At 51.6% G+C, this 19,219-nt stretch carries 19 protein-coding genes; 13 read left to right on the top strand and 6 right to left on the bottom strand.

What is annotated here, in order from left to right; translation table 11 throughout:
- Positions 1–1,083, top strand: coding sequence for an alanine racemase (alr, locus tag QWY20_RS06685; RefSeq protein WP_330128255.1), 1,083 nt, complete (start codon positions 1–3; stop codon positions 1,081–1,083).
- On the opposite strand, the gene QWY20_RS06680 is transcribed toward alr, so the two are convergent.
- The gene (locus QWY20_RS06680) at positions 1,080–1,553 is read right to left on the bottom strand and encodes a chemotaxis protein CheX (protein WP_330128254.1); all 474 of its coding nucleotides are present in this window, start codon (positions 1,551–1,553) and stop codon (positions 1,080–1,082) included. The genes alr and QWY20_RS06680 overlap by 4 nt on opposite strands.
- A gap of 106 nt (positions 1,554–1,659) precedes the next feature.
- Positions 1,660–2,100, bottom strand: coding sequence for a transcriptional repressor (locus QWY20_RS06675; RefSeq protein WP_330128253.1), 441 nt, complete (start codon positions 2,098–2,100; stop codon positions 1,660–1,662).
- Between the two features lie 133 nt (positions 2,101–2,233).
- Here QWY20_RS06675 and dusA point away from each other — a divergent pair, with 133 nt between their 5' ends.
- The 5 genes from dusA to QWY20_RS06650 all read left to right on the top strand — a co-directional run bounded on the left by dusA (position 2,234) and on the right by QWY20_RS06650 (position 7,310).
- Entirely contained in the window at positions 2,234–3,208 is a 975-nt protein-coding gene (dusA, locus tag QWY20_RS06670) for a tRNA dihydrouridine(20/20a) synthase DusA (RefSeq protein WP_407935409.1), read from the top strand.
- 226 nt (positions 3,209–3,434) lie between these two features.
- Positions 3,435–3,686, top strand: coding sequence for a hypothetical protein (locus QWY20_RS06665; RefSeq protein WP_330128251.1), 252 nt, complete (start codon positions 3,435–3,437; stop codon positions 3,684–3,686).
- 282 nt (positions 3,687–3,968) lie between these two features.
- Positions 3,969–4,412: a copper chaperone PCu(A)C gene (locus QWY20_RS06660; RefSeq protein ID WP_330128250.1), complete on the top strand. Its 444-nt coding sequence runs from the start codon at positions 3,969–3,971 to the stop codon at positions 4,410–4,412.
- An 11-nt stretch (positions 4,413–4,423) separates the two neighbouring features.
- Positions 4,424–5,173: a TIGR04219 family outer membrane beta-barrel protein gene (locus tag QWY20_RS06655; protein ID WP_330128249.1), complete on the top strand. Its 750-nt coding sequence runs from the start codon at positions 4,424–4,426 to the stop codon at positions 5,171–5,173.
- Between the two features lie 40 nt (positions 5,174–5,213).
- Positions 5,214–7,310 carry a response regulator gene (locus tag QWY20_RS06650; RefSeq protein ID WP_330128248.1) on the top strand — a complete coding sequence of 699 codons (2,097 nt, stop codon included), beginning with the start codon at positions 5,214–5,216 and terminating at the stop codon, positions 7,308–7,310.
- On the opposite strand, the gene QWY20_RS06645 is transcribed toward QWY20_RS06650, so the two are convergent.
- On the bottom strand, positions 7,264–8,214 hold the full coding sequence (locus QWY20_RS06645) for a TIGR03899 family protein (RefSeq protein ID WP_330128247.1): 951 nt from the start codon (positions 8,212–8,214) through the stop codon (positions 7,264–7,266). The genes QWY20_RS06650 and QWY20_RS06645 overlap by 47 nt on opposite strands.
- A gap of 248 nt (positions 8,215–8,462) precedes the next feature.
- On the opposite strand from QWY20_RS06645, the gene QWY20_RS06640 reads away from it, so the two are divergent.
- Positions 8,463–10,685 carry a bifunctional diguanylate cyclase/phosphodiesterase gene (locus tag QWY20_RS06640; protein WP_330128246.1) on the top strand — a complete coding sequence of 741 codons (2,223 nt, stop codon included), beginning with the start codon at positions 8,463–8,465 and terminating at the stop codon, positions 10,683–10,685.
- A 122-nt stretch (positions 10,686–10,807) separates the two neighbouring features.
- On the opposite strand, the gene ppa is transcribed toward QWY20_RS06640, so the two are convergent.
- Entirely contained in the window at positions 10,808–11,338 is a 531-nt protein-coding gene (gene ppa, locus QWY20_RS06635; RefSeq protein ID WP_330128245.1) for an inorganic diphosphatase, read from the bottom strand.
- A gap of 63 nt (positions 11,339–11,401) precedes the next feature.
- Positions 11,402–12,388 (bottom strand): class 1 fructose-bisphosphatase, encoded by a 987-nt coding sequence (locus QWY20_RS06630; RefSeq protein ID WP_330128244.1) that lies wholly within the window; start codon positions 12,386–12,388, stop codon positions 11,402–11,404.
- 142 nt (positions 12,389–12,530) lie between these two features.
- Between QWY20_RS06630 and mpl the strand changes: the two genes are divergently transcribed.
- The 6 genes from mpl to QWY20_RS06600 are packed head-to-tail and all read left to right on the top strand — an operon-like array spanning position 12,531 to position 18,976.
- Positions 12,531–13,928 (top strand): UDP-N-acetylmuramate:L-alanyl-gamma-D-glutamyl-meso-diaminopimelate ligase, encoded by a 1,398-nt coding sequence (mpl, locus tag QWY20_RS06625; RefSeq protein ID WP_330128243.1) that lies wholly within the window; start codon positions 12,531–12,533, stop codon positions 13,926–13,928.
- A complete protein-coding gene (locus QWY20_RS06620) occupies positions 13,918–14,547 on the top strand; it encodes a flavin prenyltransferase UbiX (RefSeq protein ID WP_330128242.1) in 630 nt (209 codons plus the stop codon). Before mpl ends, QWY20_RS06620 begins: the two co-directional genes overlap by 11 nt.
- Positions 14,544–15,473, top strand: coding sequence for an ABC transporter ATP-binding protein (locus tag QWY20_RS06615; RefSeq protein ID WP_330128241.1), 930 nt, complete (start codon positions 14,544–14,546; stop codon positions 15,471–15,473). Before QWY20_RS06620 ends, QWY20_RS06615 begins: the two co-directional genes overlap by 4 nt.
- The gene (locus tag QWY20_RS06610; protein ID WP_330128240.1) at positions 15,470–16,258 is read left to right on the top strand and encodes an ABC transporter permease; all 789 of its coding nucleotides are present in this window, start codon (positions 15,470–15,472) and stop codon (positions 16,256–16,258) included. Before QWY20_RS06615 ends, QWY20_RS06610 begins: the two co-directional genes overlap by 4 nt.
- A gap of 38 nt (positions 16,259–16,296) precedes the next feature.
- Positions 16,297–17,994, top strand: coding sequence for a pyridoxal-dependent aspartate 1-decarboxylase PanP (gene panP / locus QWY20_RS06605; protein ID WP_330128239.1), 1,698 nt, complete (start codon positions 16,297–16,299; stop codon positions 17,992–17,994).
- Between the two features lie 34 nt (positions 17,995–18,028).
- On the top strand, positions 18,029–18,976 hold the full coding sequence (locus QWY20_RS06600; RefSeq protein WP_330128238.1) for a hypothetical protein: 948 nt from the start codon (positions 18,029–18,031) through the stop codon (positions 18,974–18,976).
- A gap of 38 nt (positions 18,977–19,014) precedes the next feature.
- Here the strand turns inward: QWY20_RS06600 and QWY20_RS06595 are convergent, their stop codons facing one another.
- Positions 19,015–19,206 (bottom strand): hypothetical protein, encoded by a 192-nt coding sequence (locus QWY20_RS06595; protein WP_330128237.1) that lies wholly within the window; start codon positions 19,204–19,206, stop codon positions 19,015–19,017.
- Positions 19,207–19,219 lie beyond the last annotated feature (13 nt).

The raw sequence follows: 19,219 nt of genomic DNA, 5'->3' as shown, positions 1-19,219 counted from the left end.
ATGCTGCGTAAACCGGTCGCTCGGATTGATGTCTTGGCGCTGAAGCACAACCTGGCACGGGTGCGGGAGGTTGCCGCAGGCTGCAAGGTATTGGCAGTGCTAAAAGCCAATGCTTATGGTCATGGCATGCTCAAAGTTGCCGAGCAGCTGCAACAGGCCGACGCCTTTGGCGTAGCCCGGCTGGACGAGGCGCTGGCGCTGCGGGCAGGTGGTATTGTGAAGCCTATTGTGTTGCTGGAAGGCTTTTTTGATGCCGACGAGTTGCCGCAGATCGTTGCCAGCAATTTGCAGGTAGTGGTGCATCAGCAAGAGCAAATCGATGCCATCCTGGCAGCCGAGCTGGATGCGCCAATCCGGGTTTGGCTAAAAATGGATACCGGTATGCATCGGCTTGGTTTGCCGCCAGAGCATTACCAGGCGGCGTATCAGGCTTTATCACAAAGCCCGAACTGTGTGCCCGGTATCCGGTTGATGTCGCATTTTGCCTGCGCCGACGATTTAGAGTGCCCGGATACCACTGAGCAGCTGCAGCGTTTTAGCCGCTGGTCGCAGGGCCTGAGCGGTGAAATTTCCTTAGCCAACTCTGCCGCTGTGTTGGGTTGGCCACAAAGCCATGGTAGCTGGGTACGTCCTGGTTTGATGCTGTACGGCGTGTCGCCTCTGCTTGGCAAGCAGGGCGATGAGCATGGTTTGCAACCGGTGATGACCTTGCGCAGCCGGGTGATTGCAGTGCGGGATGTGGCGGCTGGTGAAACCGTTGGTTATGGCTCGGCCTGGCAGGCGCAGCAAGCCACCCGGCTGGCTGTGGTGGCCATAGGTTATGGCGATGGCTATCCGCGCAATGTACCGAACGGTACTCCTGTGCTGATGCAAGGCCGGCGTTTTCCGATTGTTGGCCGGGTTTCGATGGATATGCTTACCGTTGATATCGGCGATGCCATCATTAAGCCGGGTGAGCAGGTCGTGCTGTGGGGGCAGGGGTTGCCGGTGGAAGAAATTGCGGCTTTGGTTGGAACTATACCCTATGAGCTGCTGTGCAACATCACCCCGCGGGTGGATTTTGTCTACGAGGGCGGCGATTAGCCGCCCATCTTATCGAAGCTGACCTCTATATGCACCTTGCCAAAGTCTGAGGTAAAGGGCATCAGAATTTTAGGGCCATCCGATTTATGTGTAATGGTGTGCTCTTTACCAGACACCACCAGCGGGGTCGCCATCGAGAACTCATAGCCTTTTTCGCCTAAAATACGTTTGGCGCCCCCTGTGACCATATTGGTAATTTCACCCACCATATCCGTCACTTCTTCGTTGATTTTGGGCGGTCGCTCACCGAGCATCCGAAACATAATTTCCAGTGCAAGAGACTCTTCAAAGGTAATGGAAAAGGAGCCTTTGGTTTCATTGCCGACCATGCCAATCAGGCCGGAGACATCGCCCCGCGCTACTTCATCTTTTTTTAGCCGGGGTTGGCCCGGTACAATCTTGGTATTGGCCATGGTGCCCAGCACATTGACCAGGGACGACAGAAAAGGATTAACGAATTCAACATTCATGGAAATTAGGCCTGTCTGGTTAATCGTGATAATTCACAACAAGTTACTGTATTAAGCGTAATAGAGTTTAGCCAATACACAAGTATTCCGATACGGCAAAAGTCGCTTAATGGTTTGCTTTACAGCGACTGCAAATGCCATGAGCTTCAATGGTTTGTCGGCTGATACTGAAGCCTTCTTTAGCGGCTTGTTCGGTAAAGGCGTGATCCAGGCTGTGCGAGTGCAGTTCAGTGACATGGCCGCATTGCTCGCAAATCAGCAGCTGAGCAGGGTGCGAATGATCAAAGTGCTGGCACAACATAAACGCATTGCTGGATTCGATTTTATGGATAAAGCCTTGCTCGGTCAGGAAGTCCAGCGCCCGGTAGATGGTGGCGGGTTTGGCCCCCGGCTCGGTTTGCTTTAGCTCTTCCAGCAGTTCGTAAGCACCCACACCACTCTCTGTTTTTGCCAGCAGGCGGAAAACCTTTTCGCGGATGGCGGTAAAACGACTGCCTTTTTGCATGCAGACTAAACGTGCTTTATCGACCAGAACTTCAACAGACATTGCAGGCTCCTGTATTTCACTCCCTTCAGTTTAACATAGTGCTCTAAACTTGCATCCGGCAATTTTAGTTGCTTTAGCACCTGGTCGTTCAATGCTAAAATAGCCAGCTGAATTTGCTGTAGCCAGAGATACCATCGTGACCACTGCTATTGACCACACCTTTTCCATTGCCCCAATGCTGGATTGGACCGACCGGCATTGCCGCTATTTTCACCGCTTGTTGTCGCAGCGGGCGGTGCTGTACACCGAGATGGTGACCACAGGCGCTATTATCCACGGCAAAGGCGATTACCTGGCCTACAACGAGCAAGAACATCCGCTGGTGTTGCAGCTGGGTGGCTCGGATCCGGCCGATATGGCGCACTGTGCCAAAATTGCGGCCGGGCGTGGCTACGATGAAGTGAATATCAATGTTGGCTGCCCATCGGATCGGGTGCAAAACGGCATGTTTGGCGCTTGTTTGATGGCGCGGCCTGAGCTGGTGGCGGCCTGTGTGGCAGAGATGCGGCAACAAGCCGATATCCCGGTGACGGTAAAAACCCGCATTGGCATCGACGAGCAGGACAGCTACGAGTTTCTGACCACGTTGATTGAGCAGTGTGCAGCGGCCGGTTGCGAGCATTTTATTATTCATGCCCGCAAAGCCTGGTTAAAAGGCTTAAGCCCCAAAGAGAATCGCGAGATCCCACCGCTCGATTACCCCAGAGTGCATCAGCTGAAACGAGATTACCCGCACCTTAGTTTCTCATTAAACGGCGGTCTGAAGACCATCGAGGCCTGCCAGCAGCAACTGACCGATTTGGATGGTGTCATGGTAGGCCGTGAGGTCTATACCAACCCCTGGTTGCTCAGTCAGGTCGATGAACAGCTCTATGGCGAAGCCCCATTTGCGAAAACGCCCTATGAGGTGGTGGAGCAGATGATCCCTTACATTGAGCAGCAAATGCAGCAGGGCGCACGCTTCTGGCAAATTGCCCGTCATATGCTGGGGCTGTTTCAAGGCGTACCCGGTGCCCGGCAGTGGCGGCGCACTTTATCGGAGCGCGGGCATTTGCCGGAATCAGGACCTGAATTGCTGTTATCCGCCTTGGCTCAGGTACGTCGTTAAGCTAACTATCCAACAAATCACCATTCAGTAGTAAATTTGACTAATTCTGTGGTCAAATTTACTAACTGAAGAATCTGCCATCTACTCCTGACAGATGTTGAATGTTATCTATATATTCAAGTGATTGATTTTTAAGGGCAAAAAATAATTTAAAAACATGGCACGGCTCTTGAAATACTTGGTTTGTCATTTAGACCAAACAACCAAACGATTTAGGAGAACGACCATGAACACCAAAATGATGATTACTGCTGCTGTTGTATTTTGTGCCACTGCTTTTACTCCGGTACAAGCCAATGAGGTCAATGTCAGCCAGCTAATGACTGATTTACTGCAAAAGCAGGCGGTGGAATTGCAAGAGCAATTGCGCAACTCTGTACAGCAAAGCATGCAGCAAATCATGGAGCAGCTGGCACCAAAAGTGGCTGAAAAAACAGAGCTACCGACCGAGGCAAACAAGCAAGAGGCAGCTGAATAATGCCTTTTGCCGACCAACTATTACTGCTTTTTTTAACACCGGTACTGAGCATGATCCCTTTGGTCGCAGTATGCTCCTGGCTACTGCCAAATATGGAAGGTTAAGCCCAATTATGCAGTTCGGGCTTAACCGATTGTTTTCCTACTTAGTTGTCCGCCATTAAGCCGCTATTTCATTTTCGCTTTTTTGACTTTTTCTTCACTCCTCCAGGGCAAAGACTAGTACCCCGGCAGTAAAAAGGATATGCTGTAGCTCTCTGTATTTTATCATAAAGAGGGTTCTATGAAAGCATTGAGCTTACTCCTGCTTGGCAGTGCGTTATTTTTTTTGCAGCCTGCTGCTGCCGTCCCAGCTGCGACTATTGAAGCCGATGAAGTCATTGTGCGTGTCCCCATGCCTGGCCGAACGGTCACCGCCGGCTATCTGACGTTGCACAATCACAGCGAGCAAGCGCGCCAACTGATTGCGGTGCAGTCAGACGCTTTTGCCCGGGTTGAACTGCATACCCATACCCATGTTGATGGCATGATGCGGATGGTGCAGGTCGATGCCATTGATATTCCTGCGGCTGGCAAAGTGTCGCTTCAACCGGGTGGTTTGCACTTAATGTTGTTTGAACCTCAACAGGCGTTGGAAGAGCATCAGTCGGTGCCGTTGCACTTGCAATTTGATGACGGCAGTCACATGCAGTTGGATGCACGCTTAGTGATGCCACCAAGACGTTGAAAGAACCTATTATGAAAATAAAATTTGCAGCTCTTTTCGTATGTCCTTTCCTGCTAAGCGCGCCGGCGCAGGCAGATTTTCTGGCGGTCAAAGTGCAGCTGGATAGCTGGCAAGCCAGTGCCGATGGTGCTTTTGGTCAGACTGGTGCCAGCGTGGCTCAGGAGTTTCGTAGTAAAAACCAATTGAGCCTTGGACTGGCTCTGGAGCACCCCATTCCATTGTTGCCCAACCTGGCGGTTCGATATCAGCAGTTGGAGCATACGGGCCGGGTTGAGCTGGCACAAACTTTCGCGCTGGCCGGGCAAAGCTTTGCTGTTGGCTCACAGATCAATTCAACACTCGACCTGTCCCAGCTGGATCTGGTGCTTTATTACGAGTTGCTGGATAACAACTTGATTGAGCTGGATTTAGGGGCCATGGTTAAGCGCATTAATGGCAAGGCTGCAGCAAGCAATCAAGCCTCACTTGGCAGTGAGCAAAGTGTCAAAGGCAATATTCCTATGCTGTATGCTGCCACCCGGCTGAATCTTGTTGGAACCAGCTGGCAATTCTTTGCACAGGCCAGTGGCGTCACCCCGGGCCGCCATCAGGCTCACGATGTATCGGCAGGTCTTGCATTTCAGTGGATTGATACCATGATGATGGATGGTGCGATTCGGCTTGGTTATCGCGACAGCAAACTGGAACTCGACAATTTGCAAGGGTTATCCACCAGGATGGATTATTCTGGCGTATTTGTAGGACTGGAACTGAGCTTCTGAGTGAAGCGGCCATTGTGATGCTGCTGGTGGAGATGCCGCGATGAGTCGAGTGCTGGGTATTGGAATGCTGTCGGTGCTGTTGTTTACCACCTTTTTGACGTTTTATCAGGTGCACCATCAGGTACGACAGGATTTTCAACAACAACTGGCTATGATGAACCAGTTGCTGGTAAAAGCGACCACTTTGTTGCTGCTGGATGATGCAGAGCAGGACATCAATGCATTCTACTCCACGGCTCAGCATCATGCTGGCTTCCCTGTGCTTTCCATCACCTTGTTGGATGCCAATCAAGAGGTCTTGAGTTCTACCGGGCTCAGTACCTTACTGCAGCAACCGGAGCAAGCCTGGTTTGCTGAGCAGCATCAAATACTCTGGTTGCATCATGGGCGTATTCTTTCCAGTCAGCCTTTGTTGTTGGATCAACAAGTACGGGGCTATCTGTTGCTGGAAGCCGGTAGTCCTCATTTCCCATGGCGATTATGGCTTTGGCAATTGCTGATCTGGCTGTGTTTACCTTGTTTGTTGCTGTTATGGCTTTTGCTGCGTTCAAACCGGCAGAAGTTGCAGTTGGAGCAAAGTCAACGCGAATTAGAACAGGCCATGATCTGCTGGCTGGAAGATGAAGCCGATCTGACGTTATCCCAGCAACACCCAATGGCAGGTCTGTTGCATCAAATCACCCACCGCATGGCTCAAAATGAACAACGTTACGCACAACAACAGCAGGAACTCACCAGTCAATCCGAAGTGATGGAGCAGTCGAGAGCTGCTTTGCTGCATGAACAACAGCAGGCGAAGCAGGCCTTGCAGCAATTGGCTCAGCAGCAAGCGCAGGCAGAGCAAGGGACAACGCAGCTGTTACGTCAGCTGGTGCAGACGCCGCCGCCCTGGCAATCGGCTTTGCTGCAGGATCTATTGCTAATCCGGCAGGAATCGAATGCAGATCAGATGATCTATCTGCCGGACTGGATCGCACAACAAGCAACCCTGTGGCGCCAGTTGCTCCAGACTGAGCAGGAATTACAGCTAGAAGAGGATAGCCACGCAACCGAGTATCAGCTGCAATTGTCTGCTGATCGTCTGGCTATCAGTTGCCGAGCCTTGCTTCGTTTGGCTGCAAGGTACAGTCATCACAGTCAACTGAGCATGCAATGGCAACTGGCAGTTGCAGAACAAACTCTGAACTGCCGGCTGCTGGTCAAAGGGGAGTCGTTGCCAGCCGATGTCTGTCAGCAACTGGAATTGACAACCGGGCTGTCTGCAACCGTTGTGGTGAGTGATATTGATCTGTTTCGTCTTGGTTGTCAGCAATTGTCTGCTGCTGTCACGGTTTCATGCCTTGATGAATTAGGTAGTTCGGTTGAGTTGCGTATTCCCTGTCGCTATGAAGCTGTGGCGCCTGCTTATCAGTTGGCGAAAGTTCATTTACTGGCAGAAGCGCAGCTATTGCATGCCTCTCAGCTGCAGAGCTTCAAACTCACTTGCCATCAGCTGTTGCATTACCAAAACCTTTCTGAGTGGCACCGTAGCCAGCCCCCTGCCTCGGAGCCGTTGATTCTGGTGCTACCTGAGCCGGAGCATCCTGAGGCAGGTGACTATCAACGCCTGTTAGCCAGGCCTGGTTGCCAGGGGCTAGCCAAAGCCACCTACCTTGATGCCTGGCAATCCTTTGCTTCATCTCCGGTGCTACCGCTGCCGCAAAGTGCAGCTGAATTAAGCGCGGTACTGAAGCAACGCAAGCTGGCTTCGCCTGCTCTTATCCAATTACTGGTTGTGGATGACAATGAAACCAACCAGGCATTTATTCAGGCGATGCTAACAAGCTTTCCCGTTCAGTTGACAGCTGCAGTTACAGGGCAGCAAGCGTTAAGTTTGTGCCAGCAACAAGCCTTTGATTTGATTCTGATGGATATACAGTTACCGGATATTTCCGGGGTCGAAGTCACCCGACAACTCCGCCAATTAGAAAACTATCAGCAAGTGCCCATTCTGGCATTTACTGCCCATGCTTTACCGGATGAGGTAGCCTCGTTTAAACAAGCAGGGATGGATGATGTGCTGATTAAGCCGCTCGATGCGCATAAATTGGCTAATCTGATGAACTGGTGCCGTCCTCCGTTGCCCGGTAGCGGCTAACATCAAAGTGATTACTCAGCAGCTGCTGCAATGCTTCCAGATAATGTGGTTGCGGTTGTATGTTCAGCAAAGGCAAGAGTTCATCGCCAAGCGGGCTGAACTTATAATATTGCAATACCAGTCCATTGTGCCTGGCGGTGCATTGTAAGCGCTGCTGTTGAATACTGAGTACAATGCTGTCGCCTTTTGCCAGCTCACCACTTTCAATTTCAGCATGATGCAGTAAGCCGGTATCCATCAGGCTCAGAATATCCGGATAACTGAGCTTATACTGGCTCAGGTTGAGCAGTGCTTTGCCGCGGCCAGTCAGTAGCTGGAATAAAGATGGCCGCCGAAACACGCCAAAATAGATGCGGCCAGAACCCTCACTGCTGTTGCGGCAACATAAGCTGGCTGCTTGTTGCAAGGCCAGGGCCTCTTTGTGGCTCATTTGTTTGAGCATATACAGGGTTTTTAATGAGAACTGGCCAGGCGCTGCAATCTCACAGGCCAGGATTTTTGCCCACAACTGCTGCATACTCGGGTTGGCAATATTGAGTGCCAGCTCGCAGTAATGATGAAACCAATCCGGATCGACCTCTGTATCCCCAACCTGCTCGGGGGCGTAGTCGGCACTCAGAGCAATAATCCGCTCCAGATTGAGTTGCTGACGCTCTTGCTGCATTCGTAATCGACGTTGTAAACGCTGTGGTAAAGGTAACTGATCCAACCCGGTTTGTTGACTAAGCTGAACACCAGCATAAGCTGCCAGGCGACGGTATTTGGCAAAAAAACGCTGTGATCGTTTCACCTTGTTGCCAGACCCAGTGACTTTTTGGCTGCTGGGTTTGTTGCCAGATGGCACCGGAGTTGTGGCGACAACCGGCTGATGACTGGTTTTTTGAATGCTCAGCTTGCTCATCATCAAAGCTCATGGGTTGCTCTTTGCTTGATACTGGCAGTTGTGCTGCTGAAGTGCAAGCCTGTCCTATCCGGTGGCTTCTTCCATACCGTTGATACATATGGGTGCAGTATGCTGGATAATTCGGTGATATTTATACCGATAAAATCGGGAATACATTGCGATTGACAGAACTCTGTATAATATTAATTAAGGAGTTTCCTACTGTGGAGACTCCCTTATCTTATTGTAGTGGTAACTAAGGATTGTGCATGGCGCCTGAAGCAAACCCTGACGATTTTCTGTTCCTGGCAGACGATGCGGATGCATTGGAAGCAACAGACCACACGGTTGGTGAATGGCAATTACTTATTGTTGATGACGATGAGGAGATTCATACCGTTACTCAGTTGGCGCTTTCCGATGTCGTGGTGGAGGGCCGCAAACTGGTGTTTCACCATGCCTATTCCGGCAAAGAGGCGGTAAAGTTTTTACGTGAACATGACAACATCGCGCTGGTGCTGCTGGATGTAGTGATGGAAACCGATGATGCAGGTCTGAAAGTGGTGGAGCAAATCCGGGATGACCTCAAACTGGAAGATACCCGTATTATTCTTCGCACCGGTCAGCCAGGTTACGCGCCGGAAGAAAGTGTCATTAAAGAATACGATATCAACGACTACAAAACCAAAACTGAGCTGACCCGTAGTAAACTCGTTACCACCATCATTGCCTCCATCCGCTCCTATCAACAAATTCGCACCATTAATCAGAACCGTATTGGTTTGCAGAAAATTATCAATGCCGGTGCCAACCTGCTTGAGCAGCACTCACTGCATGAATTCTCGGAAGGTGTGGTGACTCAAATCGCTTCTTTGATTGGTCTGGATGCCGAAGGTGTGCTTTGTGCGCAAATCGAAGATGATGGCAGCAATACCGATACTATCTATGTGTTGGGGGCAGCAGGTCATTATGCGCCTTTTATCAAGTGCCGGCTTGAGCGCATAGACAACAAGCGCATCATTGATCAAATCAATGCATGTTTGCTTAGTAAAAAGAATATTTTTACCGAAAAAGATACTACCCTGTACTTGGGAGCTGAACATCACTGCGCAGCAGTTTATCTGGAGACCAACCGGCCCATTGAAGATTTTGATCGCCAGTTGATTGAGGTGTTTTTGAGCAATATCTCCGTGGGCTACGAAAATGTGACCTTGTTTCAGCAATTACGGCATGCTGCCTACATTGATCCCCTGACCAAAACGCCTAATCGCAATGAGTTTACCTGCTTACTGGCCGATACCAGACAACTGGGTGCCAAAGATAGCGTAGCCGTGCTCATTGATATCAACCACTTTTCGGATGTGAATGACGGTTTAGGGCAGGAAGTCGGCAACGAGCTGTTGATTGCTATTACCCAGCGCCTGGTGCAGGAATTTGGCAATGATGCTCAGATCGGCCGTATCGGCGCGGATGTGTTCGGTATGATTGGCTCGGAAAAGGTCTTAACACCGCAAGCATTGGACGCTATTTTTCTTGAGCCTTTTCAGGCTTCTGAGCACAGCTTGCAAGTGGATGCCACCTATGGTTTTTGCCGCTTGTCCGACAGCAGCGAGCAAGGGCTGACCATCTTAAAGCATGTTTACATTGCGCTGAACCGGGCCAAAAAGAATATAAGCCGGAACTATGAGTATTATCAGCAGCAAATGGAGGATGAAACTGCTGAGCGACTGGCCTTGCTGCGTACGTTGCGGCAGGACTTTGCGTTGGATCGTCTGCAGCTGTGGTATCAACCACAAATTTGCCTGAAAAACCGTAAAGTCATCGGTATGGAAGCTTTGCTACGCTGGCCTCAGCAGGGAGGCGGTTTTGTTTCCCCTGCGGTGTTTATTCCTCTGGCTGAGTATTCCGGGCTGATTGTTGAAATTGGTGCCTGGGTGCTGCAACAGGCATGTTTGCAATTAAAAGAGTTGGAACGACAGGGCTTTAAAGATCTGCGCATTGCCGTCAATGTGTCTATGCCACAGTTTCGCAGCCCGCACTTTGTCGAGTCGGTGATTAATTGTGTCGGAGAGTTTCAGGTTAAACCGGAGCTGCTGGAGCTGGAAATTACCGAGTCCGTGGTGATGGACGATCCGAAAGTAGTGATATCCGCTTTGAAGGAGTTGCAAAGTTTCGGCATTAAAGTGGCGATTGATGATTTTGGTATCGGTTTCTCATCGCTTAGTTATCTGCAGCAGTTGCCGCTGGATCGGATTAAAATCGACCGCGTCTTTGTCAATGATATTGAAAAAGTCAATGGGGCTGCTATTGCAGAAACCATTGTCAATTTAGGCAAGCGTTTAGGCCTTCATACCATTGCCGAAGGGGTAGAAACGGTCGCGCAAGAGCGGGTGATACTGGCCATGGGATGCGACGAAGTGCAAGGCTTTTTATATGCCAAGCCAATGGCCAAAGATGAGCTGGTTACCTTTATTAAGCAACAGAAAAAATGAATGTGCTTGCTGTCAAGCAAACAAAAAGCCGGTAGATACATACCGGCTTTTTGTTTTCAGAGCGAGTTTCAGCCGGAACCGGTATAACACCCGTTCCGGCTGGCTGTTCGTTGTGCCGGCGATTACGCCTTATTGGCACGCTCAAAGGAGGTCATGATCTCAGCTTTGGCCGCGGCGGCATTGGCCCAACCAATTACTTTTACCCACTTGCCAGGCTCCAGCTCTTTGTAACGCTCAAAAAAGTGCTGAATTTGCTGCTTGAGCAGCTCAGGCACATCGTTGATGTCCTGAATATGATCGTACAGCTTGGTCAGCTTGCTCACCGGGACTGCGATGACTTTGGCGTCTTCACCGGACTCATCCGACATATTCAGCACGCCAACCGGGCGGCATTTGATCACAGCACCTGGTACCAGTGGGTACGGCGTTGGTACCAGCACATCAACCGGATCGCCATCCAGTGACAAGGTTTGGTTTACGAAGCCGTAGTTGCACGGATAAAACATAGGCGTGGACATGAAGCGGTCTACCCAGACGGTACCGGTGTCTTTATCCACTTCGTACTTGATCGGGTCGGCATTGGCCGGAATTTCAATGATGACATTGATTTCATCTGGCAGGTTCTTGCCTGCTGCTACATCGCTTAAGCTCATGGTGGTATCCTATAGTGAATGAAATGTCGGCTATTATAGCGACAGCCATCGAAATGGCTATCCTCAATTGGTCGAAAGTGCCTTTTGATGGTAGGCCAAACAAGTCTCCACCTCATGGCGCGAGCCTAAAATGACTGCCACCCGCTGATGAATATCAGCCGGCTGGATTTCCAGAATACGCTCGGTACCAGTGATGCTGAGGCCTCCGGCTTGTTCTATCAGCAGGCTCATCGGGTTGGCTTCGTACATCAGTCGTAATTTATAAGGCTTGTTGGCATCTTTGTTATCAGCCGGGTAGGCAAAAATGCCGCCGCGGCACAAAATGCGATGCACGTCACCCACCATGGCAGCAATCCAGCGCATGTTGTAATTCTTGCCGCGTGGGCCTTCTTTGCCCAGCAACAGATCCTGAATGTAGTTTTGCATCGGTGCCTGCCAAAAACGCTGGTTCGACATATTGATGGCAAACTCTGAGGTGTATTTTGGCAGGGTGACCTTATCTTCTGTCAGCAAAAAGCCGCCGTAGGTTTTATCCAGCGTATACATGCGGGTGCCCTTGCCGGTGGTCAGGGCCAGCATGGTAGACGGACCATAGAGCACATAACCGGCCGCAACCTGAGCGGTGCCTGGCTGCAGGAACATGCTGGCATCGTCGGCTTCTTTATCAGTTGGTGCCGGTAAAATGGAGAAAATGGTGCCAATCAGGCTGTTGATATCGGTGTTGGAAGAGCCATCCAGCGGATCAAAGGTCACCAGATAGCGGCCCCTGGGGTTGCCGGCGACGATATCGTCTTCTTCTTCCGAGCTAATGGCTTTGACCACGCCGGTTTCCAGAATCACTTCTTTTAGCAACTCATTGGCAATCACATCCAGCTTTTTCTGTGTTTCACCCTGCACGTTTTCTGACAAGGTCGAGCCCAGTACGCCAGCCAATTCGCCCTGACTGACCCGAAAGGATATTTCGCGGCAGGCTGCCAGAATAGTTTTTATCAGGGCAATCAGGTCGCTATCGACACCATCTTGCTGCAGGACCGGAGAAATACGGCGCATGGGAATTCCTTTTTTACTGTGTAGGTGAGGTACTGGTATTTTTACCCGCTAGTTTAAAGAATTTTTGCCAAAATTGCAGTTTCAATCGCAGCCAGCCGCAGTTTTGTTACAATAGGCGTCACCTGCATTATGAGTTGATAGCATGCATATTCACATTCTGGGAATTTGTGGCACTTTTATGGGCGGCATCGCGGCCCTGGCCAAAGCCTTAGGGCACCGGGTGACGGGCTCTGATAGCAATGTGTATCCACCGATGAGCACTCAGCTCGAGGCGCTTGACATAACACTGACCAGTGGGTTTGAACCGGCTCAGCTCGAGCCGGCCCCGGACCTGGTGATTATTGGCAATGCCTTGTCACGCGGCAACCCTTGTGTCGAAGCGGTGCTGGAGCGGCAATTGCCCTATACTTCCGGTGCTCAGTGGTTGTCGGAGCAGGTGCTGCAGCAGCGCTGGGTGCTGGCTGTATCTGGCACCCATGGCAAGACCACTGGCAGCAGCATGCTGGCCTGGATTTTAGAGCAGGCCGGCTTAAAGCCTGGCTTTTTGATTGGCGGGGTGCCGCCTGAGTTTGGGGTCTCGGCCCGGCTTGGGGAGAGTCCGTTTTTTGTGATTGAAGCCGATGAGTACGACACGGCGTTTTTTGATAAGCGCTCCAAGTTTGTCCATTACCGGCCCCGTACTTTGGTGATCAACAACCTGGAGTACGATCATGCGGATATCTTCCCCGATTTAGCCGCTATTCAGCGCCAGTTTCACCATCTGATCCGTACCGTGCCTGCCAGTGGCCTGATCCTGACACCACAGGCAGAGCCGGCCATTGAGCACATGCTGGCCGAGGGCTGCTGGAGTGAGCGGCAAAGCTATGCGGCTCAGGTCAGTGCGGGTTCAGCGACCGAAGCACAGTGGCAAAGCCGGTTGCGGAAAGCTGATGGCTCGGTTTTTTCAGTGTTGCTGCAAGGTGAGCTGCAAGGTGAAGTGCATTGGGGCTTATTGGGCCAGCACAATGTCGATAACGCCATGATGGCGCTGGCCGCTGCCCGCCATGTTGGTGTGCCGGTCAGCGTTGCTATCGAGGCACTGTGCAGTTTTCAGGCACCCAAACGCCGGCTGGAGCTGCTGACCGAAGCAGGTGGGGTGCGCTTGTACGATGATTTTGCCCATCATCCCACTGCCATTCAAACGACCTTGCAGGCATTGCGGGCTAAAGTGGGCCAAAACCGTATTCTGGCCGTACTGGAAGCGCGCTCCAACACCATGAAACGTGGGGTGCATCAACAGGCGTTGCCAACAGCGCTGGCGTCTGCTGATCAGGTGTTTATTTTTCAGGCCAAAGGCGCCGCAGATGGCATGCAGCAAGTAGCGGTTGCTTTGGGCGAAAAAGCCCGGCTGTTTGATGAGTTAGGTTTGTTAGAGCAGGCCGTACTGGCGGAGCTGAGCAGCGGCGATCAGCTGCTGATCATGAGCAATGGCGGCTTTGGCGGCTTGAATCAGCGGCTGCGAGAGGCCATCGAGTTAAGGGAAGCAGAGCATGTCGGATAAACCCATACAGCAAATTACCCTGGCCTTTACCGGTGCCAGCGGGGCGCCTTATGGTTGGCGCTTATTGCAGTGTCTGCTCGCGCAGCAGGTGCAAGTGCATTTGCTGATTTCCAGTGCCGCCCGGGTGGTGTTTGCGACCGAGCATGGCACTAAGCTATCGGCAGCGCCGGAAAAATGCCAGGCGCAACTGGTTGAATTGCTGCAGTGTTCACCCCATTTACTCAAGGTCTATGGTAAAGACGACTGGTTTTCGCCGGTAGCCTCTGGTTCGGCGGCGCCTAAGCAGATGGTGGTGTGCCCCTGTTCAACCGGCACCCTGGCTGCCATTGCCAATGGTGCCAGCGAAAATCTGATTGAGCGTGCTGCCGATGTGGTGCTGAAAGAACGTGGTCAGCTGATTCTGGTACCACGGGAAAGCCCGCTCAATGCCATTCATCTGGAGCATATGCTCAAGCTGGCCCGGCTCGGCGTAACCATTATGCCGGCCGCACCTGGCTTTTATCACAACCCGACCTCGATTGACGATCTGGTGGACTTTATGGTGGCCAGAATGCTGGACCATTTGGGGCTGGAACAACAACTGTTGGCCCGCTGGGGTTATCAGGGAGAAGCGCATTGACACTGGCACTGAATATTAAGCAACTAAGCAAGACCTACAAAAACAAGGTAGAGGCGCTAAAAGGCATTGATTTGGAAGTAAAGCAAGGGGATTTCTTTGCGCTTCTCGGTCCCAATGGCGCCGGTAAAAGTACCACCATTGGCGTGATCAGCTCGCTGGTAAATAAGAGCGGTGGCACTGTCGAGGTATTTGGCCACAATATCGACCAGCAGTTAGAGCTGGCGAAAAGCCAGCTGGGCTTAGTGCCGCAGGAGTTTAACTTCAACCAGTTTGAAACCGTACTGCAAATTGTGGTGAATCAGGCCGGTTACTATGGGGTGCCAAAAAAGCTGGCCTTAGTCCGCGCCGAGAAATACCTGAGCCAGCTGGGCCTTTGGGATAAGCGCGACAGCCGGGCCCGGGAGTTATCCGGTGGCATGAAGCGCCGGTTAATGATAGCCCGCGCCCTGATGCACGAACCCAAACTGCTGATCCTGGATGAACCGACCGCCGGTGTGGATATTGAGCTGCGCCGCTCGATGTGGGACTTTTTGCGCCGCATCAACCAGCAGGGCGTCACCATTATTCTGACCACTCATTATCTGGAAGAGGCCGAGATGCTGTGCCGTAACATCGCCATCATCGATCAGGGCCAGATCATTGAAAACACCAGCATCAAAGCCTTGCTCAGCAAGCTAAGCCAGGAAACCTTTGTGCTGGATGTCGACACCAACCCGGCTGAACTTAAGCTGGATGGTTTTCATTACCGGCTGCTGGATGATCACAGTCTGGAAGTGGATGTGGAAAAATCAGCCGGCTTAAACGATATCTTTAGCCGCTTAACCGAACAAAAGGTCAAGGTACTGTCGATGCGCAACAAAGCCAACCGGCTGGAGGAACTGTTTGTGACATTGGTCGAGCAGGGGCGGGGAGAGCACAGCGCATGAGTCAGCAGACTTTTTCTAAAGCCAACTACCTGGTAGCACTAAAAAGTATTTTAAATAAAGAAACCAACCGTTTTCTTCGGATTTGGGTGCAAACCCTGGTACCACCAGCCATCACCATGACGTTGTATTTTGTCATTTTTGGCAGCCTGATTGGTTCACGCATCGGTGAGATGGGCGGCTTTAGCTACATGGAGTTTATTGTCCCTGGCCTGATTATGATGTCGGTGATCACCAGCTCTTACGCCAACGTCGCTTCCTCGTTTTTTAGCGCCAAGTTTCAGCGCAATGTTGAAGAACTGCTGGTAGCGCCGGTGCCCAATTACATCATTGTGCTGGGCTATGTCGGTGGCGGCATGGCGCGCGGTATTCTGGTGGGGTTGATTGTCACCCTGGTGTCTTTGCTGTTTGTCAGTGTGCAGCTGCACAACATCGGTATCATTGTGCTGACGGTGCTGCTGACTTCGATGGTGTTTGCCCTGGGAGGCCTGATCAATGCAGTCTATGCCAAGACCTTTGATGATATCAGCATCATCCCAACCTTTGTGCTGACGCCATTGACCTATCTGGGCGGAGTGTTTTATTCGCTTCAATTGCTGCCAGGCTTCTGGCAGCAGGTTGCAGCACTGAACCCAGTGGTCTATATGGTCAATGCTTTTCGCTTTGGTTTTTTAGGCATCAGCGATATCAGTCTGTGGCTGGCCTTTGGTCTCTTGCTGCTGTTGATTGTGCTACTGTTTAGTTATGCGATGTACTTAATTAACAAAGGCATTGGTTTACGAAGCTAGTTTTTTGCAGACTTTTTGCATGGCATGCAGTAAAGTGAATGCCCTTTTTTGTAGCACCCACACCGGCCAAAGAGCCGGGGCCAACGAGCAGGATAGATGTGAGTAAACGGCAGGCGACAGCATCGGAAGAAGCACTCTGGCGGATTTTTACCGTGCCGGAAGCGCCGGATTCCACGCTCAGCAAAATTGAGCAGAATATATCGCAGAATCTGGCCGGATTCCTGCGCGAAAGCATTGTGGCGGTGGAAAAACCGCTGTGGCAAATCGAGCGTGACTTTCAGGATTTTCAGATCCCGTTGGCGCCACAATTTGTTTCTGATTATGCCGATGCCATGATGGAAAAGCTGGTGGCGCATTCGGTGCACACTGCTTCGCCCAGTTTTATTGGCCATATGACTTCGGCCTTGCCGTATTTTGTGCTGCCACTGTCGAAAATGATGGTGGGGCTGAATCAGAACCTGGTCAAAATTGAAACCTCCAAAGCCTTTACACCGTTGGAGCGCCAGGTGCTGGGTATGATGCACCATCTGGTGTATCAGCAGGACGCCGGTTTTTACACCAAGTGGATGCACAGCGCCAATCATGCGCTGGGGGCTTTTTGCTCGGGTGGCACCATTGCCAACATCAGCGCTTTGTGGATTGCCCGCAACCGCTTATTGGGACCAGATGGTGACTTTAGAGGCATCGCCCGTGAAGGCTTGTTCCGCGCCATGAAGCACTATGGTTACGATGGCCTGGCCGTGCTGGTCTCTGAGCGTGGCCACTATTCGCTTGGCAAGGCGACCGATGTGCTGGGTCTTGGCCGTGATGATTTGATTGCGGTTAAAACCGATGGCAACAACAAGGTCGATATGGCCGAGATGCGCCGCATTTGCGCCGAGCTACAAGCAAAAAATATCCGGGTGCTGGCGGTGATTGGCGTGGCTGGTACTACCGAAACCGGTAACATTGACCCTTTGCATCAGTTGGCCGACTTAGCCGAAGAATTGCAGTGTTGTTTCCATGTCGATGCTGCCTGGGGTGGGGCAACCTTGTTGTCGGAAAAATACCGCCACCTGCTAAGCGGCATTGAACGGGCCGACTCGGTTACCATCGATGCCCATAAACAGATGTATGTGCCGATGGGCGCCGGTATGGTGGTGTTTAAAGACCCATCCAGTGCTCATGCGATTGAGCACCACGCCGAATACATTTTGCGTAAAGGCTCCAAAGATTTGGGTAGCCAAACGTTGGAAGGCTCCCGTCCCGGCATGGCGATGCTGGTGCATGCCTGTTTGCAGGTGATTGGCCGGGATGGCTATGAAATTCTGATCAACCGCAGCCTGGAAAAAGCCCGCTACTTTGCCGAACTGATTAAAGCACATGGCGACTTTGAACTGATCACCGAGCCAGAACTCTGCTTGCTGACGTATCGTTATGTGCCGGCCGAAGTACAAGTCGCTTTGCACAAAGCCAGCCCGGAGCAGCGTGAGAAAATCAACGAGCTGTTGAACAGCCTGACCAAATTTATCCAGAAACGGCAACGCGAGCAGGGCAAGTCTTTCGTCTCCCGGACCCGTTTAACACCGGAGCAGTACCAGCGTCAGGAAATGATCGTATTCCGGGTGGTGCTGGCCAACCCGCTGACCACCCAGGATATTCTGCACGATATTTTGCAGGAGCAAACCGAGATTGCCCGCCAAAGCCGGCAGGTATACCCCAAGCTGATGCAGTGGGTGAAAGAGCTAGCGGCCTGAAACAACACGGATGGGAACTGGCTAGGAGGCCTGAATGAAATGGCTCGTATCGCTGATGGCTGTGGTGTTGGTGTTGCTGGCCTGGTGGGTACGGCAGCCAGAGCCAAGCCCTGTCTGGCTTGAATTATCAGAGTTGTCTGCCGAATCCCCATTGACAGAGCCCTTCACTTTTACTGAGACGGAAGCAGAGCCGAACGGCTTTGCTACTCTGGATACCCATCAGGCTGAGGTTGTTGCAGTCAGCCAACTCCAGATTACACAGAGTTCATCTGAGCCGTTATCTGTTGCTGCCACCTCGGCGGAGTGTCCCCCGTTTTCGTTGCTTGAAGAGCATCCAGCCAAACACCTGGTGGAAGATTGGCTGCGCAATGAGTTGCTATTTTATAACTGGGCAGAAGAGCATTATCTGCATCAGGAAGAGGCCGCGATAGTCTTGGAAGCTCAGGCTGGCAATGCATTGGCGATGCGGGCTTTAGCCATTTATTATGCAGCCCCAATGTTGCGGCCAGAGTTTGCCGGGCACGATAGTGCGGATATACCGGCACCGGAATTCGCCAAAGCCCGCTTTTGGCTTTATCAGGCAGCGCTGCATAATGTGCCGATGATGTTTGCGTTTCAAGCCTTTACTTACCAGGACGAATTGTCTGTACTAGAGCGTAATCGGGACGAAGGCGGCATTTTACCGGAGCCGTATTACAGCGAAAAAAGGCAGTTGCTGATCACGATCCGGGCCCTTGCCGAGTTTGATCTCTGGGTGACACCGGTGCTGAGCAAGGTGCGCAGTGGTTCGCCTCTTGGCCTGGATGCCATTGAATTCACAGCAGATGAATTGCAACAAGTGCAGGAGCAACTGGCCGAGTTACAAACTGAGTGGCGCTTTCATCGTACTCAGTTGGGGCAAACTGAGCGCATTGATATTGAAATGCCAACTGCCATTGCAGAGTGGTTCGATGTATTAAAACAGATAGAGCAGTGCCATTAGCGAAAGTGCCGCTGTCTGCACAGTTCGTCTGGTGCGGTTTAGTTCGTGTCGAACCAGTCATGGCCCGGCTGAGTGACTTCTGCGAACAGGTCAGTGAGTTCGGCCATATCATCTTGGTGGGTTGTTTGAGTCGTGACGGTTTCGGTGCCGCTGGGGCCACAGAACACGGAGTTGGCAAGGCTCAGGTTTGCAACCAAGATTACTGCTATGGCGATCCATTCCTTCTTCATTTGACTTTCCTCG

The sequence above is a fragment of the Alkalimonas cellulosilytica genome (genome assembly GCF_036325985.1).
Taxonomy (GTDB): domain Bacteria; phylum Pseudomonadota; class Gammaproteobacteria; order Enterobacterales; family Alteromonadaceae; genus Alkalimonas; species Alkalimonas cellulosilytica.
Note: the sequence above shows the minus strand (reverse complement) of the source record. Positions and strands in the feature narration are given on the sequence as shown.

Excerpts from the sequence above, each read along its gene's own strand:
- alr (WP_330128255.1), top strand. The coding sequence starts at position 1 with ATGCTGCGTAAACCGGTCGCTCGGATTGATGTCTTGGCGCTGAAGCAC.
- QWY20_RS06680 (WP_330128254.1), bottom strand. The coding sequence starts at position 1,553 with ATGAATGTTGAATTCGTTAATCCTTTTCTGTCGTCCCTGGTCAATGTG.
- QWY20_RS06675 (WP_330128253.1), bottom strand. The coding sequence starts at position 2,100 with ATGTCTGTTGAAGTTCTGGTCGATAAAGCACGTTTAGTCTGCATGCAA.
- QWY20_RS06665 (WP_330128251.1), top strand. The coding sequence starts at position 3,435 with ATGAACACCAAAATGATGATTACTGCTGCTGTTGTATTTTGTGCCACT.
- QWY20_RS06660 (WP_330128250.1), top strand. The coding sequence starts at position 3,969 with ATGAAAGCATTGAGCTTACTCCTGCTTGGCAGTGCGTTATTTTTTTTG.
- QWY20_RS06655 (WP_330128249.1), top strand. The coding sequence starts at position 4,424 with ATGAAAATAAAATTTGCAGCTCTTTTCGTATGTCCTTTCCTGCTAAGC.
- QWY20_RS06650 (WP_330128248.1), top strand. The coding sequence starts at position 5,214 with ATGAGTCGAGTGCTGGGTATTGGAATGCTGTCGGTGCTGTTGTTTACC.
- QWY20_RS06645 (WP_330128247.1), bottom strand. The coding sequence starts at position 8,214 with ATGATGAGCAAGCTGAGCATTCAAAAAACCAGTCATCAGCCGGTTGTC.
- QWY20_RS06640 (WP_330128246.1), top strand. The coding sequence starts at position 8,463 with ATGGCGCCTGAAGCAAACCCTGACGATTTTCTGTTCCTGGCAGACGAT.
- ppa (WP_330128245.1), bottom strand. The coding sequence starts at position 11,338 with ATGAGCTTAAGCGATGTAGCAGCAGGCAAGAACCTGCCAGATGAAATC.
- QWY20_RS06630 (WP_330128244.1), bottom strand. The coding sequence starts at position 12,388 with ATGCGCCGTATTTCTCCGGTCCTGCAGCAAGATGGTGTCGATAGCGAC.
- mpl (WP_330128243.1), top strand. The coding sequence starts at position 12,531 with ATGCATATTCACATTCTGGGAATTTGTGGCACTTTTATGGGCGGCATC.
- QWY20_RS06620 (WP_330128242.1), top strand. The coding sequence starts at position 13,918 with ATGTCGGATAAACCCATACAGCAAATTACCCTGGCCTTTACCGGTGCC.
- QWY20_RS06610 (WP_330128240.1), top strand. The coding sequence starts at position 15,470 with ATGAGTCAGCAGACTTTTTCTAAAGCCAACTACCTGGTAGCACTAAAA.
- panP (WP_330128239.1), top strand. The coding sequence starts at position 16,297 with ATGCCCTTTTTTGTAGCACCCACACCGGCCAAAGAGCCGGGGCCAACG.
- QWY20_RS06600 (WP_330128238.1), top strand. The coding sequence starts at position 18,029 with ATGAAATGGCTCGTATCGCTGATGGCTGTGGTGTTGGTGTTGCTGGCC.
- QWY20_RS06595 (WP_330128237.1), bottom strand. The coding sequence starts at position 19,206 with ATGAAGAAGGAATGGATCGCCATAGCAGTAATCTTGGTTGCAAACCTG.